This is a genomic window from Micromonospora terminaliae, assembly GCF_009671205.1.
GTDB lineage: Bacteria > Actinomycetota > Actinomycetes > Mycobacteriales > Micromonosporaceae > Micromonospora > Micromonospora terminaliae.
On record NZ_CP045309.1, the window covers coordinates 4,381,443 to 4,405,807 of the forward strand.

Genomic DNA, 24,365 nt, shown 5'->3' on the forward strand with positions numbered 1-24,365 from the left:
GCGACCGCGCAGGAAAGTGCCGCCGATCGGGATTGGCGATCACACGGCGGAGGGAATACCAGCGGGCGAAGGAGGAGCCATGTCGCCCACGCAGGTAGTCGTCATAGTCATCGTCGTCATAGTGCTCGCGGCGCTGGCCGCAGTGGCGGTGGTCGCCAGCCGCCGCCGGGCCCTCAAGCAGCGCTTCGGCCCCGAGTACGACCGGGCCGTCGCCGAGCAGGACAGCCGCGGCGCCGCCGAGCGGGAGCTGCGGGAGCGGGAACGGCGCCACGCCGAGCTGGAGCTGACCCCGCTGAGCCCGGAGTCCCGCGCCCGGTACGCCGCCGCCTGGGAGGAGCTCCAGGTGCGTTTCGTCGACTCCCCCGCCGAAACCGTCGGCGACGCCGACGAACTGGTCACCCGGCTGATCGCGGAACGCGGATACCCCACCGGGGACTTCTCGGAACAGATCGCCCACCTCTCCGTCGAGCACGCCCGCACCCTGACCCACTACCGCGACGCCCACGACATCCGGCTGCGCAACGAGCGGGGCGAGGCCGGCACGGAGGACCTCCGGCAGGCCCTCGTGCACTACCGGGCCCTCTTCGCCGACCTGCTCGGCGAGGACCCGGTCGGGCACCAGCCGCCGGCGCAGCGCCACCCCGACCCCGAGCCCGACCCCGACCACGAGCACGATGCCACGAGCCGCTGAGGAGGCCGCCGCCATGCGTCAGGAAGAGCAGCAGGTCACGAAGGACCAGGACCACCCCGAGGCCGTTCGGTCCGCTCCCGTGCCGGTCCCGCCGCCGGGCGACCGGGACGCCGGCGACGGGACCGACGCCGATCGCGCCGCCCGGGCCGACGTGCCCGAGGACGCGCTCGACGACCGCGGCACCTTCGACGACCCGGCGGTCGCCGGCGAGCGCGCCGACCGTGAGGGAGCGGAACTCGACGAGACCCGGGCGTACGACGCCCGGGAGATCCGCGACGCGGAGGCCGCCGACGCCGACGACCGGCCGGTGTACCACGACCCCGCGCCGCTGCCGACCTCCTTCGCCGGGGCGACCACGGTGGGCGACGCGGTGGCCGCCTCCGCGATGGCCAGCGGGCGGCCGGAGGACGAGCGGGACCCGCGCGGCGAGGACACCGCCGCGCCGGGCGACGGCGCTCCCGGGCGGACCGACGCCTTCGACGACGAGCGGGCCGACCCGACGGCGGGCGACCGGCTGCACGACCCGGACCGCTGGGAGGCGGCCCATTCCGGCGCCGAGCGTGACGACGCGGAGGCCGCCGCCGGGGCCGGGTACGGCAGCGCCGAGCCGGCGATGGTCGACCCGGACACCAGCACCGCGGCGGCCGGCGTGGGCGCGGCCGCCGGCGGCGCCGCGGCCCTGGCCGGCGCGGCCCGGCCGACACCGGGCGCGGTGCCGGCCGACGCGGCGACGCTCTTCGCGCCGGAGACGGCCCAGGACTTCCGGGACCGCTGGCGGGACGTCCAGCTCCGCTTCGTGGACGACCCGCAGGCCGCGGTCGGCGAGGCGCAGTCCCTGGTCGAGGAGGCGATCGAGGCGCTGTCCGCCGCGCTGCGCGACCAGAAGACCAAGCTGGGCAGCTGGCAGGAGTCGGGCTCGGCCGACACCGAGCAGCTCCGGGTGGCCGTGCGCGGCTACCGCGACTTCCTGGACCGGGTCCTCGGCCGCTGACCGACGTCCCACACGGAGCCCCGGCCGGTGGACGGCCGGGGCTCCGTCGTCCGTGACGAACGGAACTGCCGGCATGAAATTTCGCAAACGGGGTACCTGCGGGCGCAGCGTCGCGGCGGAGGGAGAACGGTATGGGTGGCGGTCTTCGGTTGAACATGAACGCCCTGGACTACCTGATCCTGGCGCTCTACTTCATCACGGTGCTCGGCGTCGGCTTCGCGGCGCGGCGGGCCATCAAGACCAGTGTCGACTTCTTCCTCTCCGGGCGGTCGCTGCCCGCCTGGGTCACCGGCCTCGCGTTCGTCTCGGCGAACCTGGGCGCCCTGGAGATCATCGGCATGGCCGCCAACGGCGCCCAGTACGGCGTCATGACGGTCCACTACTACTGGATCGGCGCCGTGCCGGCGATGGTCTTCCTGGGCATCGTGATGATGCCCTTCTACTACGGCTCGAAGGTGCGCAGCGTCCCCGAGTACCTGCGGCTGCGCTTCAACCGCCCGACCCACCTGCTGAACGCGATCAGCTTCGCCGTGGCCCAGGTGCTGATCGCCGGGGTCAACCTCTACGCGCTCGCCCTGATCATGCAGGCGCTGCTCGGCTGGCCGCTCTGGGTGGCGATCGTGATCGGCGCGCTGATCGTGCTGGCGTACATCACGGTCGGTGGCCTCTCCGGCGCGATCTACAACGAGGTGCTCCAGTTCTTCGTGATCATCGCGGGCCTGGTGCCGATCACCGTGATCGGCCTCGTGAAGGTCGGCGGCGTGAGCGGCCTCATGGACGCGGTGCGGGACTCCAAGCTCGGCGAGGCCGGGCTGCACGCCTGGGAGGGCACGGGCACCACGGACAACCCGCTCGGCGCGCACTGGCTGGGCATCGTCTTCGGCCTCGGCTTCGTGCTCTCGTTCGGCTACTGGACCACCAACTTCGCCGAGGTGCAGCGCGCCCTGTCAGCCCGGAACATGAGCGCGGCCCGCCGGACGCCCATCATCGGCGCGTACCCGAAGCTGCTCATTCCCCTGGTCACCGTGATCCCCGGCCTCATCGCGCTGGTCACCGTCAAGGGGCTCGGCGCCGAGGAGGGGGATCTGGTCTACAACAACGCGATCCCGCTGCTCATGCGCGACCTGCTGCCCAACGGGGTGCTCGGCATCGCGGTCACCGGCCTGGTGGCCTCGTTCATGGCCGGCATGGCCGCCAACGTCAGCGGTTTCAACACCGTGTTCACCTACGACATCTGGCAGGCGTACTTCCGGCGGGACCGCCCGGACGACTACTACGTGCGGGTGGGCCGGATCGCCACCGTGGTCGCCGTGGTGATCGGCATCGGCACGGCGTTCATCGCGGCCGGCTTCAGCAACATCATGAACTACATCCAGGCCCTGTTCTCGGTGTTCAACGCCCCGCTCTTCGGCACCTTCATCATCGGCATGTTCTGGCGGCGGATGAGCCCGCTGGCCGGCTTCTGGTCGCTGCTGTCGGGCACCGTGGTGGCGATCGTGACCTACCTGCTCCACCTGGCCGACGTCGTCCACTTCAACTCCGACCTGGAGGAGAGCTTCTGGGGCGCGGGCCTCGCCTTCGTGACGGTCGCCGTCGTGGCGGCCATCCTCACCCCGCTGACCCGGCCGAAGCGCAACGACGAGCTGACCGGCCTGGTCTACGGCCTGAGCGACGCCACGCTGAAGGACGACTCGCTGGCCGGCGACGCCGCCTGGTACCGCTCGCCGGTGCTGCTGGGCGTGATCGCGGTGGTCCTGGCCGCCCTCTTCTACATCCCGGTCTTCTGAGGAAGGGACGCACGCCATGGCAGACAACGCCGACCGGTACCAGCACGGCGAGGCCCACGACCCACTCGTCGACAGGACCGAGGACTCGCGGGAGGCGCGCTCCGCGGCGGCCCGGCTCTTCGACATCCGCCGGGTGATCGGCGGGCTGTTCGTCGTGTACGGGCTGATCGTGGGGCTCATGGGGCTCTTCGACACGTCCGCGGAGATCGACAAGGCGCAGGGCGTCCGGATCAACCTCTGGGCCGGCCTGGTGATGCTGGTGTTCGGGCTGCTCATGCTGCTCTGGCAGCGGCTGCGCCCCACCGAGCCACCCGAGCCGGGTGCCGCCGACGAGCACTGACCGCGGCCCCGGGACACCCGTCCCGGGGCCGTCGGCATGGCCCGGCCCCCACGGGGTACGCCGTGGGGATCACGGAACGGGACAGGAGGGCAGCAGCATGACGGATCGTGACCGCGGTGGCGAGCGGCCGCTGGAGGAGACCCCCGAGGTGGCCGCCGCGGTGGACGACGACAGCACGGTGCCCCAGCTGCGCACCGGTGGCACCGACCCCGACAATCCCGTCTTCACCGAGCCCGACGGCGCGGTGCCCGACACCGGTTCGCCCGACATCCTCGGCGACCCGTACGCAGCCGGGACCGGGGCGACCGGCACCGGCACCGGGGCGGGCGGGGACAACATCCGGACCGGCGCCGAGCAGCCGTGGGAACCTGAGGACCTGGTGATGGCCCGCGGCCAGGACCTCACCCCGGAGAACCTGGAGCAGGCCCGCCGCGACCTCGAGGAGCTGGGCCGCGCGGCGATCGAGCGTACGGTTCCCTGACGCCCGGGGGCCCCTGGCCGACGTGGGTCGACCAGGGGCCCGGGGGAACCCGCGCGGCGGTGCCTCACTCCCGCCGCTGCGGGTGGGCCGTCCGCCGGATCAGGAGAGCGGCGGGTAGGCGTTCTGCATCAGCTGCTGGAACTGGGCCGGGAACCACGCACCGGAGATGGGCGCGTTCGGCAGGGCGCCGGACAGGTTGTTGCCGTTGCGGGCGTTGCCGGTGTACGTCGGGTCGCACATCCGGTCGAAGCCCTTGCCCTCGTCGTTCGGGATGGCGGTGCTGGAGCCGTCCGACTCACCCGGGGGCTTCACCCAGACGTACGCGTCGATGCCCGGCTCGGGGTTGGCCCGCGGCCGCTCGCCGAGGCCCGCGCCGGACTGGTTGCACCAGTTGCCGGTGTGGTAGCGCCGGTCGATCCGACCCCCGTCGACGTAGGCGTCCACGCTGGTCAGCGGGCCCGGACCGGTGGGCCGGGCGGACCCGCCCCAGCCGTTGCGCGAGGTGTCGATCAGCATGCCGATACCGCTGTCGAAGCCGACCGAGACCAGCTTCTGCCGGAACGCCTGGGCGAACGAGAGCTCGTCGACGTACTGGTTCCAGTCGATCCACTTGGACTGCCGCACGGTCTGGCCGTTCACCGAGTCGGTGACCTTGACGTACGGCTCCTTCAGGGCGGAGTAGTTGGCGGTGTTGACGATGAAGCCGTGCACGTTGCGCACCGTGCTGCCGGACGCGACCGCGGCGGCCTTGAGCTGGTCGGCGACCGGGCCGAAGTTGCTGTCCCACCCGATCCAGCCGTGGTGCGCGGCGTCGATGTAGTTGTAGACGTTGCCGATCGCGCCCAGCTTGGCCAGGGCGTAGCCCACGCCGTTGACGTACGCGCCGTTGGCCTTGACCGTGTCGCACATGGCCGTGCCGCCCGCGTTGCCCGAGGTGTTGGTCACCAGGTTGGGCAGCGAGTCGATCTCGATGATGTTGACGATCCGCAGGTTCTTGTACTTCGGGTCGCCCTGGATCGCGGCGATCGGGTCGATGTACTCGGCCTTGTAGCGGGGCAGCTCGTCCGGGCCCAGCTCACCGTTGGAGGCCAGGGCGGAGCAGTCGCGGCCGGGCAGGTTGTAGATGACGAACTGGATGTAGCCGGCGCCCTGGGCGAGCGCGGCGTCCAGGTGGTCCCGCACGCCCATCGAGCCGTTCGAGCTGCTGCCGTCGGTGCCCTCGATGGCGGCGATCCGGTCCAGCCAGACGGCGGTCGGGTTGTTGGACACCCGGCTGCCGCCGCTCACCGACTCGGCCTTGGCCTTCCACTCGGGGTTCACGTACCCCTTCACCCCGGCGTACGGGTTGTCGGCCTTCTGCCCCGGCGGCGGGGTCGTCGGCGGCGGGGTCGTGGGCGGCGGGGTCGTCGGGGGCGGGGTGGTGGTCGGCGGGGTCGACGTGGGCGGCGTGCCGCCGTTGCAGACCGTGCCGTTCAACGTGAACTGGGTCGGCTTCGGGTTGCTGCCGCTCCACGCGCCGTTGAACCCGATGCTGGTGCTGGCGCCGGTGGCCAGCGAGCCGTTGTAGGACTCGTTCTGCGCGGTGACGTTCTGGCCGCTCTGCGACCACCGGGCCGACCAGCCCTGCTGCACCCGCTGGCTGCTGTTCGGGAAGGTGAAGCCGAGGTTCCACGAACTCAGCGGGTCGCCGAGGTTCCGGATGGTCACCGTGGCGGTGAAGCCACCGGGCCAGTCGCTGGTGGTGTAGTCCACGCTGCACTGGGTCGCGGCCTGCGCCGCCGTGACCGGGAGGGTCACCAGTCCACCGGCGGCCAGGACGCCCACGCCGGTGAGCGCGAGCGCCCGGCTGCGGCCGGACAGCCTTCTCCACAGATTCATGCCACTGATCTCCTTGGGCGAGACCGGATCCGCGTACGGCCCGGTGGAAGGGCGCTCGGACGCCCGCCAGGGGACGGTTCGTCGGCGCCACGGGTTTCTTCGGGGGTGCCCGACCCGGACGGGCGCGCTGGTGATGGTGGCCGGCCCTCAAGGGACCGGTGGAGGAGTCGGACGCCGGCCGGTGACCCGGCTGCCCTCGGCGTCAGAACTCGCGGTGTGGCTCCCCGAACCGCGTGCAGCGATTCTTGCATGGGAGCGCTTCCATGGCAATGCCTCGATGCGACCCGCCACGAACGGGCGAAAAGGGTACGCGGTGGCCGGGTCGGCGCAGCCCGAGCGGCACCGCCCGAGGCGGCACGACGAGGCCTGGGCGGCAGCGCGCTTCCCAAAAGGGGATTAGCACGCCAAGCTCGCCCTTCGCCTGCAAACTCCTAAACACGAATGTTTCCCCGGATAACTCGCGAAAGGGTCTAACGTCGGTCGTAGCTCGAGGGATGTCGGGCCTAGGACAAACAGGGATGGAGTGACGCAGGTCATGGCTAAGAAGATGCTCGGGAAGCTCGTTGCGGGTGCCGCTCTCGGCGGCGCGTCCCTGCTGCTGTTCTCGCCCGGGGCGGCGAACGCGGCCAGCGTGGACGCCGTCGCCAAGCCGCAGGTCAGCCTTCCCGGTACCTGCTCTGGGGACCACGAGGACTGGGACCACAAGAACTGGGACCGCAAGGACTGGGACCGCAGCTACGAGGACCGCAAGGACCACGACCGCAAGGACGAGGACCGCAAGGACGAGGACCGCAAGGGCCACGACGGCAAGGACCAGGACGGCAAGCACGACGACGGCAAGCACGACGACGGCAAGCACGACGACGGCAAGGACCACGAGGACGGCAAGGACTACCAGAACGGCAAGCACGACGACGGCAAGGACTACCAGGACGGCAAGGACTACCAGGACAGCCGGGGCGGGGAGCACGGCGACTGGCAGGGCAGCGACTCCTGGCAGCCGGGCGCCGGCGGCCAGGGCGGCGGTCTCGTCGCCGACCAGCCGGGCGACCAGCGCGACAAGGACGAGCACGGCAAGGACGAGAACCGCAAGGACGAGAACGGCAAGGACGAGCACGGCAAGGACGAGAACCGCAAGGACGACGAGCGCAAGAACGACGAGCGCAACGAGCGGGACAACAAGGAGCACGACGCCAAGGACCGGGACCAGCGTGACGAGGACCGGAAGGACCACGACCGCAAGGACGAGGACCGGAAGGACTGGGACAACCGGAGCTGGGACGGCAAGGACGACAACAAGAAGGACCACGACCGCAAGGACGAGGACCGCAAGGACTGCATGCCGCGTGGCCACGTCGACGGCGGTGACGGTGGCATGACCACCACCAGCCTGGACCGCAACATGGCCGCCAGCGGGGTGGGCGTCATCGGCGCCGCCGCCCTGGGCGGCATGATCCTGCTGCGCCGGCGCCGGGGCGATGACCTCGTCTGACCGGACGGCGACACGGGCCGGCGGCCGTCGCGGGAAACCGTGGCGCGCCGCCGGCGTCGCTGTCGTCGTCCTGCTCGCCATGGTGGGCGCCGGCCTGATCGGGGCGTCGGTGCGGACCGTGCCGCCGCCGCGCCCGCCCCAGCCGCTCGCCCACGCCGGGACCGCCGACGCGTCCCCGTCGCCGACGACCATCCCGGGCCCCGCCGGCGGCATCGGCACGCAGACCGCCGACCAGGCGTCCGCCGACGACCCCACGCTCATGCCGCAGCCGGACCTCGCCCCCGCCGGACTGCCCCGGTCCACCCCGACGACCATCTCGATCCCCCGGATCGGCGTGCAGGCCGAGATCATGACCCTCGGCCTGAACCCGGACGGCACGGTCCAGGTGCCCCCGCTGGAGCAGGCCATGAAGGCGGGCTGGTACTCCCCCGGGCCCAGTCCCGGCGAGGCCGGCAACTCGGTGATCGTCGGTCACGTCGACTCGGCCAAGCTCGGGCCGGCGGTCTTCTTCAACCTCGGCGCGCTCGGCAAGGGCGACACCATCTCGATCGCCCGGGAGGACGGCTCGACCGCCACGTTCACGGTGACCGAGGTGAAGTCGTACCCGAAGACGGCCTTCCCCACCGAGCTGGTCTACGGGCCCTCCGACGAACCCGGCCTGCGGGTCGTCACCTGCGGCGGGGCGTTCGACGCGAGCAGCGGCAGCTACGTCGACAACGTCATCGCCTTCGCCAAGATGGCGTGAAGCGGCGCGAATGGGCGCGGCCCGGTGATCGGTCACCCGATCACCGGGCCGCGCCCGTGTGCTTACCGCGTCAGGCCGCCGCCGAGGTCCGCACCAGGGTACGGATCTGCCGCAGCAGCACCGACAGGGCGGACAGGTCGGCCCGGGACTCGTCGAACTCCCCCATGGCCCGGTGCGCCCGGTGGATCGAGGTGGCGTTCGCCTGCTCCCACTCCTGCACCCGTTCCACCGGCGGGAGGCTGTCCGGCGTGGAGCCGAGCACCTCCGCGGTGAGCGCGGCCAGCGCGGCGTACAGGTCGTAGCGCAGCGCCATCCGGGCGAGGGTCTGCCAGCGGTCCTCCCGCGGCAGCAGGGAGATCTTCGACAGCAGGGCGTCCACCCGGAACCGGTCGGAGAGAACGAAGTAGACCGAGGCCACCTCGCTCACGTCCCGGCCGGTCGACCGGGCGGTCTCCACCACGTCGAGCAGGCCGAAGCTGTACATCAGCCGGGTCGCCTGCTCGGCCAGCTCGCGGGGCAGCCCCTTGCCGGTCAGCGAGTCGATGTGGGCGGCGATCGCCTCCCGCTCGGTGCCGAAGAAGAGGTTCTCCAGCCCCGGCAGCATCCGGGCCACCCCGTCCCGCAGCCGGGCGATCTCCCCCGGCACGTCGATCGGCGAGCGCCGGTTGGTGACCAGCCAGCGCACCGCGCGGTCGAGCAGCCGGCGGGTGTCCAGGTAGACGCTGGTCTGCAGCTCGGGCGAGACCTTGTTGTCCAGCGCCTCCACCGCGTCCCACAGCTCGCGCAACCCGAACACCTCGCGGACCACGACGTACGCCCGCAGCACGTCCGCCGCCGAGGCGGCCGTCTCCTCGACCACGCGGAAGACGAACGTGATGCCGCCGCGGTTGATCGCCTCGTTGACCAGGACCGTGGTGACGATGTCCCGGCGCAGCCGGTGCCGGCCCATCCGGTCGGCGAACCGCTCCCGCAGCGGGGTCGGGAAGTAGTTGACCAGGACGTCGGTCGTCCACTCCTCGTCCGCCAGCCCCTCGGCGACGATCTCCCGCTCCAGCACGATCTTCACGTACGCCAGCAGCACCGCGAACTCCGGCGCGGTCAGCCCGGTCTCGCCGCGTACCGCCAGTTCTTCGTCCGGCGGCAGCGCCTCCAGCGCCCGGTCGAGCTGACCGGTCCGCTCCAGCTCGTTGATCATCCGGCGGTGCACCGGGAGCAGCGAGGCGGCCTGCGCCTGGGCGTTGTTGAGCGCCCGGGCCTGGTCGTAGTTGTCCCGCAGCACCAGCTCGGCGACCTCGTCGGTCATCTGGGCCAGCAACTCGTCGCGCTCCGGCATGTCCAGCACGCCGTCGGCGACCGCCGTGTTCAGCAGGATCTTGATGTTCACCTCGTGGTCGGAGCAGTCCACCCCGGCCGCGTTGTCGATGAAGTCGGTGTAGATCCGGCCGCCGGCCGCCGCGTACTCGATCCGGCCGTGCTGGGTCCAGCCCAGGTTGCCGCCCTCGCCGGCCACCCGGCACTGCAGGCTCTTGCCGTCCACCCGGATGGCGTCGTTGGACTTGTCGCCGACCTCGGCGTTGGTCTGCGTCGACGCCTTCACGTAGGTGCCGATGCCGCCGTTCCAGAACAGGTCCACCGGAGCGGTGAGGATCGCCTTCATCAGCTCCTGCGGGCTGAGCTGGGTGACGTCGTCGTCGAGGCCGAGCACCGCGCGTACCTGCGGGGAGATCGGCACCGACTTGGCGGTACGCGCGTAGATGCCGCCACCGGCCGAGATCAGCTCGGCGTTGTAGTCCTCCCAGGACGACCGGGGCAGGTCGAACAGCCGCTTCCGCTCGTCCCACGAGGTGGCCGCGTCCGGGTCCGGGTCCAGGAAGATGTGCCGGTGGTCGAAGGCGGCCACCAGCCGGATGTGCTTCGACAGCAGCATCCCGTTGCCGAACACGTCGCCGGACATGTCGCCGACGCCGACCACGGTGAAGTCCTGGGTCTGGGTGTCGTGGCCCAGCTCCCGGAAGTGCCGCTTCACCGATTCCCAGGCGCCTCGGGCGGTGATGCCCATCTTCTTGTGGTCGTAGCCCGCCGAACCGCCGGAGGCGAACGCGTCGCCCAGCCAGAAGTTGTGCGCGGCGGAGATCTCGTTGGCGATGTCGGAGAACGTCGCCGTGCCCTTGTCCGCCGCCACCACCAGGTACGGGTCGTCGGCGTCGTGCCGCACCACGTCCTGCGGCGGCACGATCTCGCCGCTGGCGATGTTGTCGGTGACGTCGAGCAGGGCGCCCACGAACTCCTTGTAGCAGGCCACCGCCTCGTCCCGGTCGCCCGGCTTCTGCTTGAGCACGAAGCCACCCTTGGCGCCCACCGGCACGATCACGGTGTTCTTCACCATCTGCGCCTTGACCAGGCCGAGCACCTCGGTGCGGAAGTCCTCCCGCCGGTCGGACCAGCGCAGCCCGCCCCGGGCCACCGGCCCGAACCGCAGGTGTACGCCCTCGAACCGCGGCGAGTAGACGAAGATCTCGAACTTGGGCCGCGGTGCCGGCAGCTCCGGGATCGCCTGCGGATCCAGCTTGAACGCCACGCCCGACTTGGGCCGCCCCCCGACCGGCTTCTGGTAGAAGCTGGTGCGCAGGGTGGCCTGGATCAACGTCAGGTAGGAGCGCAGGATCCGGTCCTGGTCGAGGCTGGCCACGTCGTCCAGCGCCGTGCCGATCGCCGCGACCAGCTCGCCGCTGCGCTCCCGGCGCTCGTCCAGGGTGGACGCGCCCGGGGCGAACCGGGTCTCGAAGAGCTCCACCAGCAGCGAGGCGATCTTCGGGTACGCGATGAAGGTCTGCTCCATGTACTCCTGCGAGAACACGGTGCCGGCCTGCCGCAGGTACTTCGCGTACGCCCGGAGCACCACGACCTGCCGCCAGGTGAGCCCGGCTCGGAGCACCAGCTCGTTGAAGCCGTCCACCTCGGCCTCGCCCCGCCAGGCGGCGGCGAAGGCGTTCTCCACGTGCGGGCGGACCTCGGCCAGCTCCTGGTGCGCCTCGGGCAGTTGCAGCCCGAAGTCGTAGAGCCAGATCCGGCCGTCGACGCGCTCCACCTCGTACGGGTGCTCGTCGACCACCTTCACGCCGAGCGAGTGCAGCACCGGCAGCACGGCGGAGAGCATCATGGGCTCGCCGTACCGGTAGACCTTGAACCGCACGTCCATGGTCTCGTCGACCTGGACGGCCCGGCCGCCGCCGTTCGTGCGCGGCGCGAGCTGCTTGCGGAACAGGTGCATCTCGAGCTGGCCGGGCTCCTCCAGCAGCTCCAGCTTGGCCAGGTCCTTCATGGCCTCGTACGGCGTGTGCCCGTCCTTGTAGCCCTCCGGGAAGGCGTCGGCGTACCGGGCGAACAGGTGCTTGGCCTGCTCGTCGCCGAGCTTGCGCTCCAGCACCAGCCGGTAGTCGTCGTCCCAGAGCCGGGTGGCGTCGGCCAGCTCCTCGGCGAGCAGGTCGGCGTCGATCTCCCCGGGCGGGCTGTTCGGGTCGGTACGGACGATGAAGTGCACCCGGGCCAGCATCGACTCGGTCACCCGGGTGGTGTAGTCCACCCCGACGCCGTTCAGCTCGCGCAGCAGGATGTCCTGCATGCGCAGCCGGTTCTGGGTGGTGAACCGGTCCCGCGGCAGGTAGATCAGGCAGGAGATGAACCGCCCGTACGCGTCCCGGCGCAGGAACACCCGCAACTGCCGGCGGCCGGCCATGCGGAGCACGCCGATCACCGCGTGGTAGAGGTCGTCGGTCTTGATCTGGAACAGCTCGTCGCGGGGGTAGGTCTCCAGGATCTGGAGCAGGTCCTTGCCGGAGTGGCTGCGCAGGCTCAGGCCCGAGCGGTCCAGCACCTCGGCGACCTTCCGCCGGACCACCGGCAGCTCCTGGACGCTGGTGCGGTAGGCCGCCGTGGAGAACAGGCCCAGGAAGCGCCGTTCCCCGACCACCTCACCGGCGTCGTTGAAGATCTTGAAGCCGATGTAGTCCAGGTAGGCCGAGCGGTGCACGGTGGCCCGCGAGTTGGCCTTGGTGATGATGAGCAGGCGCTTCTCCAGCACCTTCTCGTGCGCCTCGGGCGTCATCGAGTTGAGCGACCGGGCCTCCGGCGAGTCGGACCGCAGGATGCCCAGCCCGGTGCCGAGGACGGCCTCCAGGGCCTGGCCGCCGTCGGCGCCGTCGGTGTCGACGAGCCGGTACTCCCGGTAGCCCAGGAAGGTGAAGTGGTCGTGCGCCAGCCAGCGCAGCAGCTCCACCGAGTCGGTGATGTCCTTCTCCGGCACCGGCGGGCGGTTGTCCGAGGTGCGGGCCGAGGCCAGCTCGTCGGCCAGCGCCAGGGCGCGCTGCCGCATCTTGGGCCAGTCCTCGACGGCCTCCCGCACGTCGGTGAGCACCCGCTGGAGCTCCCGGCGCAGCTTCTCCCGCTCGGCCGCGTCGCGGACCGGGTCGATCTCGATCCGCATCCAGCTCTCGACCAGGTCGCCGGCGATCGCGTCGTCCGGCTCCACGTCCGCCGAGACCTCGGTCAGCCGGCCCAGCGGCTCGCGCCGCACCACGACCAGCGGGTGCACCAGCAGGTGCACGTCGAGGTGGTGCGAGTTCAGCAGCGCGGTCACCGAGTCGACCAGGAACGGCATGTCGTCGGTGACGATCTCGATCACGGTGTGGTGCTGCTCGGCGTCCGGCTCGTGGATGCGCAGCTTCAGCTCACCCGGCACCCGCTGCTGGGCGAGGTCCCGGTGCGCCCGCGCCGCGTCGAGCATCTCCTCGGCGGTGAAGCCGATCAGCTCCTCGTCCGGCGCGAACCGCCAGAACCGGCCCACCAGGGTGGCCGCGTCGTGGTCGTCACCGGCCAGCGCGACCGCCTGGGCGACCAGGCGCTCCGCGTTGGGTACCGGCTCGTCCAGCTCGTCCTCGGTCTCGTCGCCCAGTGCCTGCGCGGGCAGGCCCAGGTCGTAGAGGGTGTCGATGCTGGAACCGGTCATCCCGGTCACTCCTGTGTCGAGACGGCTGAAACCGTCCCCGTCGGTCGCCGAATCGAAGCTGTCATCGTCCCGGCTGGTGTCAGCCTGCCGGAGGTCGGGTCCCGGTTTGATCGCCGGACGCCGGTCCATCGGTGCCACTCCCCTCGACCCACCGCGTTGTGGGTCACTCTGCCGCCCAGCCTAGGCCTGCCGCTGTGCCCCTTCGTCGGCGGACCACTGGCCGGACGTCCGGATCGGGACTCTGTCCTTTCACCCGTTGCGGGTTCGTGGTCGGCCGGTCGCGGAGTACCCGGACTGGCGATGTTCATCACACTGCCACACGGCACTCTTTGCCTGCGCAAGGGCCGTGCCGGGGCGGTGGGGAAGCGCGCGCCGTACTAGCGTGCAGGGCAGTTTCACACCGGAGGGACCGCTTCATGCTCCTGTCGTACCCCGTCCGCCGCCGCCTCTCCCCTCGTCGCCGGGCCCTCGCCGCGCTGGCCGCCACCGTGCTGGCGGCGGGCGCGTTGACCGGGTGCTCGGGCGAGGACGGGCCGGAGCAGAGCGTCGACGCCTTCCTGAAGGGCTGGCGCTCGGGCAACCTCCAGGCGGTCGGCTTCATCGACCCGACCGGCGCCAAGGTGCCGGCGGCCGAGGTGACCAAGGAGCTCCGGTCGCTCGCCGGCGAGCTGGCCGGCAGCCCGCCGAAGCTGGAGCGCACCGGCGAGGCGAAGGTCGAGGCCGACATCGCCACCGCGCGGATCCGGCTCACCTGGCCGCTCCCGGGCGGCGCCACCTGGACCTACGAGAACCCCGTACGGCTGCGGCAGGGCGCCGACGACCACTGGCAGGTCATCTGGGAGCCGACCGTCGTCCACGAGAAGCTGGAGGCCGGCGACCGGTTCGCGCTGCGCCGGGACGCGGCGCCCCGGGCCGGCGTGCTGGACGGCGCGGGAGCCCCGCTCGTCGGGCCCCGCCCGGTGGTCCGGGTGCAGGTGAACCCCGGCGAGGTCACCGACGCCAAGGCCCTGGTCCGGCAGCTCGACGCCGCGTTCAAGGCGATCCGGCCGGCGCTCACCCCACCGGTCGACCTCACCGACCTGCCCCAGCGCCTGAAGGAGGCGGACCGGGGCGCGCTCGTCGAGGTGGTGACCCTGCGCGACGAGGCGTACCGGCAGATCAAGTCCCGGATCTACGACCTGCCCGGCACCCGGTTCCAGTCCGACAAGCTCTTCCTGGCCCCGACGCGGGAGTTCGCCCGGGCCCTGCTCGGCTCGGTCGACCCCGCCCAGGCCGACGACCTCAAGGCCCACCCCGACAAGTACGTCCGCGGCGACCTGGTCGGCCACGGCGGTCTCCAGGGCCGCTACGACGACCGCCTGCGCGGTACCCCCGGGGTCACCGTGCTCACCGAGCGGGACCGGCCCGACGAGCCCGGCGTCACCACCGGCGAGGAGGTGTACCGCAGCGAGCCGAAGGCCGGCCAGCCGCTGAAGACCACCCTCGACGTGGCCACCCAGAACGCCGCCGACGCGGCGCTGCGCGGCCAGGCCCGGCGGTCCGCCCTGGTGGCCCTGCGGATCAGCGACGGCGCGGTGCTGGCCGCCGCCAACGGCCCCGGCGCGGCCGGCGAGAACCTCGCCTTCACCGCCCAGGTGCCGCCCGGCTCCACGTTCAAGATGGTCAGCGCCCTCGCCCTGCTCGACCGGGGCGCCGTGACCCCGGAGGCGACCGTGCGCTGCAGGAAGACGTTCGAGGTCGAGGGCCGGTCCTTCAAGAACTCCGACAACTTCGAGCTGGGCGACGTCCCGTTCACCACGGACTTCGCGAAGTCCTGCAACACCGCCTTCACCTCCCTGGCCCCGAAGCTCGGCCCGGACGGGCTCGCGCAGACCGGCCGCACCCTCGGCCTGGAGGCGCCCTGGGACCTCGGCACCGACGTCTTCACGGGGAAGGTCTCCGCCAACGGCGCCGCCACCGAGCAGGCCGCCGCCGCCATCGGCCAGGGCACCACCGTGGTCAGCCCGCTCGCCATGGCCGGCGCCACCGCGGCGGTGGCCCGCGGCCACTGGGAGCAGCCCAAGCTCCTGCTCGACCCGGCACCGGCGAAGCCCGCCCCGGCCGGCGCGGGCCTCAAGCCGGAATCGGCGGCCGCGGTCAAGACGATGATGCGCGCCGTGGTCACGAGCGGCACGGCCAGCGCGCTGGCGGACGTCCCCGGCGAGCCGGTCTACGGCAAGACCGGCACCGCCGAGTACGACAACAACCCGGCGCACACCCACGCCTGGTTCGTGGGCTGGCAGGGCGACGTCGCGTTCGCGGTCTTCGTCGAGCAGGGCGGGTCGAGCACGACCAGCGCGGTCCCGATCGCCGAACGCTTCCTGCGCGGCCTCAGCGCCCGCTGACGCCGACTCAGCACCTCGCCGGGGTGGGGGTGTCCAACCCCAGCGGACACGCCCAACCCGGCGAGCCGGTGTCGATCAGGCGATGTCCACGCCCGGCCGGGCCGCATCCGGCTCCGCCACCGGCGTCGCGGGCTCGTCCTCGCCGCCGGTGACCCGGCGCAACAGGCCGGGCCCGGACGGGTCGGTGGCCGGCTCGACCGCGGGCCGGTCGCCGTTGGTGCCGGCGCGGTCGTCCCCGCCCTCCGTCGGGGCCGGACCGATCGGTTCCACGGCCACCGCGGGTGCCGGGACGGCAGCCGGGCCGGCCAGCACGTCGCGGGCCGGCGGCCGGCCGTTGCCGGGCCGGGGTGCCGGCGCCACCGGGCCGGGCGGCAGCAGCCGGGGCGGTGTCGCGCCGGGCGCGGCGACCGGCGCGAGCCCGGCCACCACGGTGTTGACGATCTCGGCGGCGTACGACCCGTCGGGGTCGTAGTCGGGGTCGAAGACGGTCAGCTCGACGCCGAGGCAGTGCGGGGTGTCCACCAGGCCGGCGAGGAGGATCTCCAGCTCGGCGAAGGCGATCCCGCCCGGGTCCGGCGCGTCGACCGCCGGCATCACGGCCGGGTCGAGCACGTCCACGTCGATGTGCACCCAGTAGCCGGCGCAGTCGGCCAGCTGCTCGTGTGCCCACTGGGCGGTGCGGGCCGCCCCCTCGGCGCGCAGCGCCGGGACGGGGCGGGTGGTGATGCCGGCGGCCTGCAGGTCGAGCCGGTACTCGTCCTGGGCCCGGATGCCGAGCACCACCACGTCGATGTCCCGGAAGTAGGGGCGGCGCCCCTCGATGGCGGCCAGGTCGGCCTGCCCCCGGCCGGTGACGAGCGCCAGGTCCTCCCCCGCCGCGGCGCCCACGTAGGAGGCGTTGCCGGGGTGCCGGAAGTCGGAGTGGCCGTCGACGAAGACCAGCCCGATCCGCCCGCCGACCGCCTCGCCGAGCCGGTGCATGGCCAGCGCCGAGCCCAGCAGGACGGAGCAGTCCCCGCCCAGCACGAGAGGGAACTCGCCGCGGTCGATGATGGCGCCGATCCGGTCGGCCAGCGCCACCGAGTAGCCGGAGATCTCCGGTGCGTGGCAGACCCCGTCGCCGGGGCGCCAGTCACCGGGGTCGTACCGGGGCGGGGTGAGGCAGCCGGCGTCGCGGGCCCGCAGCCGGGCGAGCAGGCCGTGGTCGCGCAGCGCCCCGGGGGCCTTGGCGCAGCCCGGGACGGAGGTGGACGTGGGTGGGCGCAGGCCGAGGTTCGTGGGCGCGTCGAGGACGGCGATCCGGCGCATCATGGGCTCCCGTCCTCGAAGGTCGAGCGGGCCGGCCGGTACGCCGGCCCGCGCTGGCGTGCGGTGAACTCAGAACAGGGCGCTGGCCAGGGCGCGCCGGGCGGCCGCCACGGCGGGGTCGTCCGGGCCGGCGATGGTGAACAGCGACACGAGGTGCTGGCGGACCTTGTCCCGGTCGTCGCCGGCGGTGCGGCGGACCAGGCCCACGAGCCGGGCGTACGCCTGCTCGGCCAGCCCGCTGAGCACCTCGATGTCGGCGGCCAGGAGCTGGGCCTCGATGTCGTCGGGGGCCTGCTCGGCGGCGGCGAGCGCGGCGCGCGGGTCGGCGCCGGCCACCCGCCGGGCGACCCCGACCTGGGCGAGGCCGGCCTCGGCCGCGGCGTCCGCGGGGCTCTCGGCCAGGATCTTCCGGTACGCCGCCTCGGCCGCCTCCAGGTCGCCGGACATCAGCGCGTCGTCGGCCTCGGTCAGCCGCGGGTCCTCCGGCTCGGCGACGGTGACGCCACCGGCCTTGAGGATGGCCTGGATCCACTGGCGGAGCTGGGCCTCCGGCACCACGCCGGAGAAGGCGTCGATCGGCTGCCCGCCGACCACCGCGAAGACCATGGGGATGCCCTGCACCCGGAACATCTGGGCGAGCCGCGGGTTGGCGTCGACGTCGACCCGGGCGAGCACCCAGGCGCCCTGGCCCTCGGCGGCCAGCCGCTCCAGCACCGGCGAGAGCTGCTTGCAGGGCTCGCACCACTCGGCCCAGAAGTCCACGATCACCGGGGTGCTCAGCGACCGTTCCAACACCTCGGACTGGAAGGTCGCCTCGGTCACGTCGATGACGGCCACGCCGCCGCCGGCCGGGGGCCCGCCGGGTACGTCGGCCGGCGGTGCGGCCTGGCTCGGGGCGGTGGGACGGGAGGGTTCCGGGGTGCCGCGCAGCGCGCTGAGGTCGACCGCGCCGCGGGTGAAGATCGACGAGGTGATCCGTGGGTCGCTCATGGTTATCTAGTCTCGCACGTGTCCCGCGGAACTCAGATCAACCGCCACGGCCGCAGTTGCAACTCTCACGCCTGGTCGGCGCGGGTGCCGGGACGACCGGCACCCGCGCGACGGATCAGAAGCGGGCGGGCTCGCGGTAGACGCCCCACTCGGCACGCAGCGCGTCGCAGATCTCGCCCAGGGTGGCCTCGGCCCGGACCGCGTCCAGCATGGCCGGGATCATGTTCCCGCCGGTCCGGCTGACCTCGACCATCCGCTGCACGGCGGCCTTGACCGCGGCGTCGTCGCGGCCGGCCTTGCGCTCGGCGAGCACCCGGCGCTGCTCCAGCTCGACCTCGTGCGAGATCCGCAGGATCTCCAGGTCCTTGGCGACGGTGCCGGTGTGGCAGTTGACCCCGACGATCCGCTTGTCGCCCTTCTCCAGCGCCTGCTGGTAGACGAAGGCCGACTCGGCGATGTGGCCGGTGAACCAGCCGTCCTCGATGCCACGCAGGATGCCCGAGGTCATCGGGCCGATCTTGTGCGGTCCCTCGCCGCCGAGCTGGCGGATCCGGGCGAAGATCTCCTCCGCCTCGGCCTCGATCTTGTCGGTGAGCGCCTCGACGTACCAGGAGCCGCCGAGCGGGTCGGCCACGTTGACGACCCCGGTCTCCTCCATGAGCACCTGCTGGGTACGCAGGGCGATCTCGGCCGACTCGTCGGTGGGCAGGGCCAGGGTCTCGTCGAGGGCGTTGGTGTGCAGCGAGTTGGTGCCGCCGAGCACGGCCGCCAGGGCCTCCACGGCGGTCCGCACCACGTTGTTGACCGGCTGCTGGGCGGTCAGCGACACCCCGGCGGTCTGGGTGTGGAACCGCAGCCACTGCGCCTTCTCGCTGGTGGCGCCGTAGACGTCGCGCAGCCAGCGGGCCCAGATCCGGCGGGCGGCCCGGAACTTGGCGATCTCCTCGAAGAAGTCGACGTGGGAGTCGAAGAAGAAGCTGAGCCCCGGGGCGAAGACGTTGACGTCCAGCCCGCGCGAGAGCCCCAGCTCGACGTAGCCGAAGCCGTCCGCGAGGGTGTACGCCAGCTCCTGCGCGGCGGTCGAGCCGGCCTCGCGGATGTGGTAGCCGGAGACGGACAGCGGCTTGTACCGCGGGATCTCCCGGGCGCAGTACTCCATGAGGTCGCCGATGAGGCGCAGGTGCGGCTCGGGGTCGAAGAGCCACTCCTTCTGCGCGATGTACTCCTTGAAGATGTCCGTCTGGAGCGTGCCGTCCAGGGTGGACAGGTCGGCGCCCTGCCGCTCGGCGGCGACCAGGTACATGCAGAAGACCGGCACGGCGGGGCCGGAGATGGTCATCGAGGTGGTCACGCCGGCCAGGTCGATGCCGTCGAAGAGCACCTCCATGTCGGCGGCCGAGTCGACCGCCACGCCGCAGTGGCCGACCTCGCCGAGGGACTGCGGGTCGTCGGAGTCGCGCCCCATGAGGGTCGGCATGTCGAAGGCGACGGAGAGGCCGCCGCCGCCGGCGCCGAGGATCATCTTGTAGCGCTCGTTGGTCTGCTGGGCGTTGCCGAACCCGGCGAACTGCCGGATGGTCCAGGTGCGCCCGCGGTAGCCGGTCGGGTAGAGCCCCCGGGTGTACGGGAACTCGCCCGGCCAGCCGATCCGCTCGAAGCCCGGGTACGGGACGCCCTCCGGCGGCCCGTAGACCGGGTCCACGGTCATCCCGGACAGCGTGGTGAAGTCCGCGTCCCGCTTGCGGGCGGCGTCGTAGCGGGCCTGCCAGCGGGCCCGACCGGCGGCGATCTCGTCGGCGTCCATGCGCGGAGCTCCTCCTCGAGTCCTCAGACTGAAGACCGAGTGTAGAACGCCAGCCTGAACGATCGCTAAGGATGCGCCTACCGGCCGGTAACCGGGGTCAGGCGGAGGGTGCCACCGGGCCACCCAGCGCCACGTCGTCGACCCGGATGTTGATCTCGTCGACCCGCAGCCCGTACGCCTCGACCGCCGCGGTCACCGCGACGCGTGCTCCACGCAGTCCCCGCACTCTCGCACTCGCTCAAACCGAACCCCGGGAGCCTACAAGCCCCCGCCCCGATCGTCGATCATGGAGTTGTGGCGCCCGGGATGCCCTTCATGCGGCCTTCGCGAGGTGCCACAACTCCAAGATCGGCGGGGCCGGCGATCAGGACCCCAGCTGCGCCAGCAGTTCGGCGGCCGCCGCGTACGGGTCGACGGCGCCCTCGGCGACCTTGGCCGCGAGGGTCGGCAGCTGCGTACCGTCGCGCAGCGAGCCGATCCGGTCCCGCAGGGTGCCCAGCGCGATCGCCTCGATCTCGGCCGCGGCCCGGGCCTCCCGGCGGCGGCGCAGCTCGCCGTGGCGCTCCAGCCAGTCGCGGTGCTTGTCGATCGCGGCGGCGATGTCGTCGATTCCCTCGCCGCGGGCGGCGATGGAGCGGACCACCTGCGGCCGCCACTCGCCCGGCCCGCGCTCACCCAGCGCGATCATGCCCTGGATGTCGCGCACGGTGGCGTCGGCGCCGTCCCGGTCGGCCTTGTTGACCACGAAGACGTCGGCGATCTCCAGGATGCCGGCCTTCACGGCCTGGATGGCGTCGCCCATGCCCGGGGCGAGCAGCACCAGCGTGGTGTCGGCCAGCGAGGCCACCTCGACCTCGGCCTGGCCGACGCCGACGGTCTCCACGAGCACCACGTCACAGCCGGCGCCCTCCAGCACCCGCACCGCCTGGGGCGTGGCCGCGGAGAGCCCGCCCAGGTGGCCCCGGCTGGACATCGAGCGGATGTAGACGCCGGGGTCGGTGGCGTGGTCCTGCATCCGGACCCGGTCACCGAGGATGGCCCCGCCGGTGAACGGGCTCGACGGGTCGATGGCCAGCACGCCCACCCGGTGGCCGCGCGCCCGCAGGGCCCGGACCAGCTCGTTGGTCGTGGTGGACTTGCCCACCCCCGGCGAGCCGGTCAGGCCGACCACCTGGGCGTGCCCGGCGTAGGGCGCGAGGGCCGCCGCGACCTGCGGCAGCACCTCGTCGCCGGACTCGACCAGGGTGATCAGCCGGGCCACCGCGCGGGGGTCACCCGCGCGGGCCCGCTCGACCAGCAGGGGTACGTCCCGGCTGCGGCGCACCGAGCCGGCGGCCGCCGCCGGGACGTTCTGGACGCTGTCGTTCACGGTCAGCTCTCGGCACCGTTCGGGACGTGGATGATCAGCGCGTCGCCCTGGCCGCCGCCGCCGCAGAGCGCGGCCGCGCCGGTGCCGCCGCCCCGCCGCTTCAGCTCCAGCGCCAGGGTGAGCACGAGCCGGGCGCCGGACATGCCGATGGGGTGGCCGAGCGCGATGGCGCCGCCGTTGACGTTCACCTTGTCGGTGCTGACTCCGAGGTCCCGCGCGGACTGGATGCCGACCTGGGCGAACGCCTCGTTGATCTCGATGAGGTCGAGGTCGGAGACGCTGAGGCCGCCCTTCTTCAGCGCGTGCTGGATGGCGTTCGACGGCTGCGAGTGCAGGGAGTTGTCCGGGCCGGCCACGTTGCCGTGCGCGCCGATCTCGGCCAGCCAGGTGAGCCCCAGCTCCTTGGCCTTGGCCTTGCTCATGACGACCACCGCGGCGGCGCCGTCGGAGATGGGCGAGGAGCTGCCGGCCGTGATGGTGCCGTCCTTGGTGAAGGCGGGACGGAGCTTGCCCAGCGACTCGGCCGTGGTGTCCGGGCGGATGCCCTCGTCCTCGCTGATCACCAGCGGGTCGCCCTTGCGCTGGGGGATGATCACCGGGGTGATCTCGTCGGCGAAGTGGCCGTTCTTCTGGGCGGCGGCGGCGCGCTGGTGGCTGGCCGCGGCGAAGGCGTCCTGCTCCTCGCGGGTGATGCCGTGCTTCGCCCCGAGCCGCTCGGTGGATTCGCCCATCGAGCAGCAGTCCCAGGCGTCGGTGAGACCGTCCAGGGCCATGTGGTCCTTGATCGTCACGTCGCCGTACTTGTAGCCGGAGCGCTGGCCCAGCAGCAGGTGCGGGGCGTTGGTCATCGACTCCATGCCGCCGGCCACCACGATGTCGAACTCGCCGGCCCGGATGAGCTGGTCGGCCAGGGCGATGGCGTCCAGGCCGGAGAGGCAGACCTTGTTGACGGTCAGCGCCGGGGTGGACATGGGGATGCCCGCCTCGACGGCGGCCTGGCGGGCCGGGATCTGACCCGCGCCGGCCTGGAGCACCTGCCCCATGATCACGTACTGGACCTGGTCCGGTGCCACGCCGGCGCGCTCCAGCGCCGCCTTGATCGCGATGCCACCGAGCTTCGTCGCCGGGAGGTCCTTGAGGTTGCCCAGCAGGCGCCCCATCGGGGTCCGCGCGCCGCTGACGATCACCGAAGCCATGCCTGCCTCCGAGGGGGTGCCGACCTGTACGCCTTAACGATTGTTAGGACGCACCTTATCTGCCGGGAAGAGCGACAGTACGGTGACCCCGAGCACGTCCGCAATGCGGTCCAGTCATGACAATCGATGACGATGTGCGCATTCAGCTCTGTCGCGGGCGGCGCCGTCGCGGCGGCACCGGGCCCCTGGGCGACGACGTCGGCGACGGGTGCGTCCCCCGGGCGGCCACCTCGATCCGCGGGGTCCGGTCCGGCGGCAGGTGCTCCCGCTCCGCGACCACCACCACGTCGACCTTTCCGTCGATCATCAGCTGCCGCACCTCGTCCCACGGTGCCGTGGTGATGATGCCGAGGAGGCCGTAGCGGCAGCGCCGCGTGTGGTCCAGGCAGGCCATGAGGTGGGGTTCGATGGGGTCGACGTGGGAGGGGATCCAGATGGCGGCGACGGGGCGTGACAGTGGACTCACCATCCGTACTCTCCACCGTGTGCAAGTTGCAGATCAACCGTGCGCCGTCCGGGTTCGCATATGCCGAACGATCGATGGGCCGGCGATCACCCGGTCAGCCCGTCGAGGCGGCTCTCCACGTCCTTGAGACGGCGCTCCGCGTCGTTGACCGCGTCCCGCAGCGTCCCGCGCCCGTCCGGGTGCAGCTCCGTCTCGATCCGCCGCAACCGCTCCGGCACCCCCGGGACGGCGTCGTGGCCCGGCCGGGCCGGCACCCCGTACCAGTCCTGCCGGAACTCCTCGTTCTGCCGGGCCAGGCGTCGCAGCGGCCGGCTCACCGTCACGGCCAGGGTCAGGGCGCTGAGGATCGCGCCCAGCACGACGCCCGCCGCCGCCCACTGCTCCAGCGTCATGCCGACCACGGCTCGACCCTCCCGAGTCCCGTCGAGCCCCCGGGCGGGCCGCGAGCGCCGGCCGGGGGACGACCGTTGCTGATGTGCGTGCCGGTTCGAATCCTGCTCCCGCCCTGGTCATCGGGGCATCGCCCGTCCAGCAGGCCGATTGGGCCGGCGCCGGCCGCCACTCGGGCGTACGGAGGACGCGGGCCGGGCCAACCCGTTCGGGGTGGCCCGTTCGACCGAGGGCTCGCGCCGAGGACGGTCGCGCGTGGCCCGTTCAGCGGAGTGAGATGCCCGACTGGAAAGACACCCCAAACGACCGTTCGGTCACACTGACGCCATGGCTGAGAACTCCCCCGTCGAGCCCGCTGCCGGCTCCCTCACCGACATCGGCCTCCGCCGCATCGACCACGTCGGGATCGCCGTGGCCGACCTGGACGCCGCGATCGACTTCTACGGGCGCACCTTCGGGATGCGCTGCGTGCACACCGAGACCAACGAGGAACAGGGCGTACGCGAGGCGATGCTGGCCGTCGGGCCGACCACCGAGGGCGGCTGTGTGCAGCTCCTCGCCCCGCTGTCGCCGTCCTCGACCATCGCCAGGTTCCTCGACCGCAACGGGCCCGGCGTGCAGCAGGTCGCGTACACGGTGGCCGACATCGACGCGGCCTGCGCGGCGCTGCGCGAGCGCGGCGTCCGGCTGCTCTACGAGGAGCCGAAGCGGGGCACCGCCGACTCCCGGGTCAACTTCGTGCACCCGAAGGACGCCGGTGGCGTCCTGGTCGAGCTGGTCGAGCCGGCCGCCACCGGCCACTGACCCGCGCGGAGGGGGCCCCGGTCGAGTCGACCGGGGCCCTTCCTAGTACCTGGGATCCGGCGCGGCACTGCGCGGTTTCGCGTTCCCACGGACACCTCCACGCATCGGCGGATGCAGTTTTTCACAGAGGACTTCCGGCCCTAGCTACCGTTCAGTAACGTCCCGCCCCACAGGAGTGCGACCGGTGCCGGATGTGTCGATTGCCGACATGGCGGTCCCGTCGCACCGGCGCCGACGATGGCAG

General features: G+C 72.3%; 18 protein-coding genes. 9 read left to right on the top strand and 9 right to left on the bottom strand.

Annotation, left to right across the window (positions count from 1 at the left end; genetic code table 11):
* Positions 1–79: 79 nt before the first annotated feature.
* From GCE86_RS20025 to GCE86_RS20045, 5 genes are all read left to right on the top strand, one after another.
* Positions 80–691 (top strand): hypothetical protein, encoded by a 612-nt coding sequence (locus GCE86_RS20025; RefSeq protein ID WP_154228375.1) that lies wholly within the window; start codon positions 80–82, stop codon positions 689–691.
* A gap of 13 nt (positions 692–704) precedes the next feature.
* The gene (locus GCE86_RS20030) at positions 705–1,682 is read left to right on the top strand and encodes a prolipoprotein diacylglyceryl transferase (protein WP_154228376.1); all 978 of its coding nucleotides are present in this window, start codon (positions 705–707) and stop codon (positions 1,680–1,682) included.
* Positions 1,683–1,813: 131 nt separating this feature from the next.
* Positions 1,814–3,469 (top strand): sodium:solute symporter family protein, encoded by a 1,656-nt coding sequence (locus tag GCE86_RS20035; protein WP_154228377.1) that lies wholly within the window; start codon positions 1,814–1,816, stop codon positions 3,467–3,469.
* Positions 3,470–3,485: 16 nt separating this feature from the next.
* Complete coding sequence (locus tag GCE86_RS20040; protein ID WP_154228378.1) at positions 3,486–3,809, top strand: hypothetical protein; 324 nt, start codon at positions 3,486–3,488, stop codon at positions 3,807–3,809.
* Between the two features lie 97 nt (positions 3,810–3,906).
* The gene (locus GCE86_RS20045) at positions 3,907–4,290 is read left to right on the top strand and encodes a hypothetical protein (RefSeq protein ID WP_154228379.1); all 384 of its coding nucleotides are present in this window, start codon (positions 3,907–3,909) and stop codon (positions 4,288–4,290) included.
* Positions 4,291–4,389: 99 nt separating this feature from the next.
* Here GCE86_RS20045 and GCE86_RS20050 read toward each other — a convergent pair whose 3' ends face one another.
* Positions 4,390–6,168 carry a glycoside hydrolase family 6 protein gene (locus GCE86_RS20050; protein ID WP_154228380.1) on the bottom strand — a complete coding sequence of 593 codons (1,779 nt, stop codon included), beginning with the start codon at positions 6,166–6,168 and terminating at the stop codon, positions 4,390–4,392.
* 535 nt (positions 6,169–6,703) lie between these two features.
* Between GCE86_RS20050 and GCE86_RS20055 the strand changes: the two genes are divergently transcribed.
* Both GCE86_RS20055 and GCE86_RS20060 read left to right on the top strand, forming a co-directional pair.
* Positions 6,704–7,660 carry a hypothetical protein gene (locus tag GCE86_RS20055; protein ID WP_154228381.1) on the top strand — a complete coding sequence of 319 codons (957 nt, stop codon included), beginning with the start codon at positions 6,704–6,706 and terminating at the stop codon, positions 7,658–7,660.
* Positions 7,647–8,405 carry a class F sortase gene (locus GCE86_RS20060; RefSeq protein ID WP_154228382.1) on the top strand — a complete coding sequence of 253 codons (759 nt, stop codon included), beginning with the start codon at positions 7,647–7,649 and terminating at the stop codon, positions 8,403–8,405. The genes GCE86_RS20055 and GCE86_RS20060 overlap by 14 nt, the downstream gene beginning before the upstream one ends.
* A 70-nt stretch (positions 8,406–8,475) precedes the next feature.
* Here GCE86_RS20060 and GCE86_RS20065 read toward each other — a convergent pair whose 3' ends face one another.
* Entirely contained in the window at positions 8,476–13,539 is a 5,064-nt protein-coding gene (locus GCE86_RS20065) for an NAD-glutamate dehydrogenase (RefSeq protein WP_154228383.1), read from the bottom strand.
* A gap of 287 nt (positions 13,540–13,826) precedes the next feature.
* On the opposite strand from GCE86_RS20065, the gene GCE86_RS20070 reads away from it, so the two are divergent.
* Positions 13,827–15,794: a penicillin-binding transpeptidase domain-containing protein gene (locus tag GCE86_RS20070; protein WP_154228384.1), complete on the top strand. Its 1,968-nt coding sequence runs from the start codon at positions 13,827–13,829 to the stop codon at positions 15,792–15,794.
* A 75-nt stretch (positions 15,795–15,869) separates the two neighbouring features.
* Here the strand turns inward: GCE86_RS20070 and GCE86_RS20075 are convergent, their stop codons facing one another.
* From GCE86_RS20075 to GCE86_RS20110, 7 genes are all read right to left on the bottom strand, one after another.
* A complete protein-coding gene (locus tag GCE86_RS20075) occupies positions 15,870–17,105 on the bottom strand; it encodes an arginase family protein (RefSeq protein ID WP_338106351.1) in 1,236 nt (411 codons plus the stop codon).
* 66 nt (positions 17,106–17,171) lie between these two features.
* The gene (locus GCE86_RS20080; protein WP_154228385.1) at positions 17,172–18,092 is read right to left on the bottom strand and encodes a tetratricopeptide repeat protein; all 921 of its coding nucleotides are present in this window, start codon (positions 18,090–18,092) and stop codon (positions 17,172–17,174) included.
* A 115-nt stretch (positions 18,093–18,207) separates the two neighbouring features.
* Positions 18,208–19,896, bottom strand: coding sequence for a coenzyme B12-dependent isobutyryl-CoA mutase large subunit (gene icmA, locus GCE86_RS20085; RefSeq protein ID WP_154228386.1), 1,689 nt, complete (start codon positions 19,894–19,896; stop codon positions 18,208–18,210).
* 364 nt (positions 19,897–20,260) lie between these two features.
* Positions 20,261–21,265, bottom strand: a complete 1,005-nt coding sequence (meaB, locus tag GCE86_RS20095) for a methylmalonyl Co-A mutase-associated GTPase MeaB (RefSeq protein ID WP_154228387.1) — start codon at positions 21,263–21,265, stop codon at positions 20,261–20,263.
* 2 nt (positions 21,266–21,267) lie between these two features.
* On the bottom strand, positions 21,268–22,461 hold the full coding sequence (locus GCE86_RS20100; protein WP_154228388.1) for an acetyl-CoA C-acetyltransferase: 1,194 nt from the start codon (positions 22,459–22,461) through the stop codon (positions 21,268–21,270).
* Positions 22,462–22,603: 142 nt separating this feature from the next.
* On the bottom strand, positions 22,604–22,930 hold the full coding sequence (locus tag GCE86_RS20105; RefSeq protein WP_154228389.1) for a hypothetical protein: 327 nt from the start codon (positions 22,928–22,930) through the stop codon (positions 22,604–22,606).
* A gap of 83 nt (positions 22,931–23,013) precedes the next feature.
* Positions 23,014–23,328 carry a hypothetical protein gene (locus GCE86_RS20110; RefSeq protein WP_154228390.1) on the bottom strand — a complete coding sequence of 105 codons (315 nt, stop codon included), beginning with the start codon at positions 23,326–23,328 and terminating at the stop codon, positions 23,014–23,016.
* Between the two features lie 316 nt (positions 23,329–23,644).
* On the opposite strand from GCE86_RS20110, the gene mce reads away from it, so the two are divergent.
* Complete coding sequence (gene mce / locus GCE86_RS20115; RefSeq protein WP_154228391.1) at positions 23,645–24,121, top strand: methylmalonyl-CoA epimerase; 477 nt, start codon at positions 23,645–23,647, stop codon at positions 24,119–24,121.
* The last annotated feature ends 244 nt before the right edge of the window (positions 24,122–24,365 follow it).